Here is a 1,396-nt window from a genome sequence, read left to right as displayed (position 1 = left end):
CACACCCGTTCCCATACCGAACACGGAAGTTAAGCTTCTCAGCGCCGATGGTAGTTGGGGGCTGTCCCCCTGTGAGAGTAGGACGTTGCCAGGCTTTATAAATGGAGGATTAGCTCAGCTGGGAGAGCATCTGCCTTACAAGCAGAGGGTCGGCGGTTCGATCCCGTCATCCTCCACCATGATTTTTTCACCATAGTGAAAATAATCTTCAATAAACCTGCCGGTTTAGCTCAATTGGTAGAGCACGGCCGAATAGGCTTCCTGAATTAACTTCAGCATACTGACCGAGATGCTGCTTGAATTAGCTTTCCGAGGTCAGGATGACGATAACTATTCAGCGAGATGGAAAATAAGATATTACATTTTACTATGCCGGTTTAGCTCAATTGGTAGAGCAACTGACTTGTAATCAGTAGGTTGGGGGTTCAAGTCCTCTAGCCGGCACCATGCTTCTTACTTCCCTGAAAAAGCATCAGCGGAAGCATGCGAGAAATCCCGAAGGGATTTTAAGCAAAAGAAACTAATTTCATCTCTAGAAATACTTTTATGAGCCATTAGCTCAGTTGGTAGAGCATCTGACTTTTAATCAGAGGGTCGAAGGTTCGAGTCCTTCATGGCTCACCAAAGTTTTTTGCGATAGCAAAATAACTTTCAATATTGCGGGTGTGGCGGAATTGGCAGACGCACCAGACTTAGGATCTGGCGCCGCAAGGCGTGGGGGTTCGACTCCCTTCACCCGCACCATTTAAGTTTAATATATGCGGAAGTAGTTCAGTGGTAGAACACCACCTTGCCAAGGTGGGGGTCGCGGGTTCGAATCCCGTCTTCCGCTCCACTCTTGCCGGGGTGGCGGAACTGGCAGACGCACAGGACTTAAAATCCTGCGGTAGGTGACTACCGTACCGGTTCGATTCCGGTCCTCGGCACCAAGGTTTTTTGCAAAAGCGAAATATCTTATATAAATGCGCCCGTAGCTCAATTGGATAGAGCGTTTGACTACGGATCAAAAGGTTATGGGTTCGACTCCTTTCGGGCGCGCCATATTTCGGGAAGTAGCTCAGCTTGGTAGAGCACTTGGTTTGGGACCAAGGGGTCGCAGGTTCGAATCCTGTCTTCCCGACCAGTATTTCTAAACAATTAAAATGGGGTCTTAGCTCAGCTGGGAGAGCGCCTGCTTTGCACGCAGGAGGTCAGGGGTTCGATCCCCCTAGACTCCACCAAAAAGATAAAAAAAGTTGTTGACTTTAAGTTGATAACTTGGTAAGATGATTAAGTCGCCTTTGAGCGATAAACAAAATTGCTCTTTGAAAACTAAACAAACAAAACGTCAACAAACAATAATATTCATTTCTTTCGAAATGAAGCCAACGTAACATTCGAGCTACATCAACTTTCT

The 1,396-nt window shown here is 46.8% G+C and carries 9 tRNA genes and 1 rRNA gene; all 10 read left to right on the top strand.

Annotated elements, in window-relative coordinates:
- Window positions 1–94, top strand: a 5S ribosomal RNA gene (gene rrf, locus J2Y67_RS27835); the annotation flags it as partial.
- Between the two features lie 9 nt (window positions 95–103).
- Window positions 104–179: transfer RNA gene (locus J2Y67_RS27830), tRNA-Val, on the top strand.
- 192 nt (window positions 180–371) lie between these two features.
- A tRNA-Thr gene (locus J2Y67_RS27825) sits at window positions 372–447 on the top strand.
- 101 nt (window positions 448–548) lie between these two features.
- A tRNA-Lys gene (locus tag J2Y67_RS27820) sits at window positions 549–624 on the top strand.
- 35 nt (window positions 625–659) lie between these two features.
- A tRNA-Leu gene (locus J2Y67_RS27815) sits at window positions 660–744 on the top strand.
- A gap of 16 nt (window positions 745–760) precedes the next feature.
- Window positions 761–835, top strand: a tRNA-Gly gene (locus tag J2Y67_RS27810).
- Between the two features lie 5 nt (window positions 836–840).
- Window positions 841–929: transfer RNA gene (locus tag J2Y67_RS27805), tRNA-Leu, on the top strand.
- A gap of 35 nt (window positions 930–964) precedes the next feature.
- Window positions 965–1,041: transfer RNA gene (locus J2Y67_RS27800), tRNA-Arg, on the top strand.
- Between the two features lie 5 nt (window positions 1,042–1,046).
- Window positions 1,047–1,123: transfer RNA gene (locus tag J2Y67_RS27795), tRNA-Pro, on the top strand.
- Between the two features lie 21 nt (window positions 1,124–1,144).
- Window positions 1,145–1,220 (top strand) — tRNA-Ala (locus J2Y67_RS27790).
- Window positions 1,221–1,396 lie beyond the last annotated feature (176 nt).

The organism is Neobacillus niacini (assembly GCF_031456445.1).
GTDB classification, from domain to species: domain Bacteria; phylum Bacillota; class Bacilli; order Bacillales; family Cytobacillaceae; genus Neobacillus; species Neobacillus niacini_I.
This window is presented reverse-complemented; position numbering and strand designations above follow the sequence as displayed.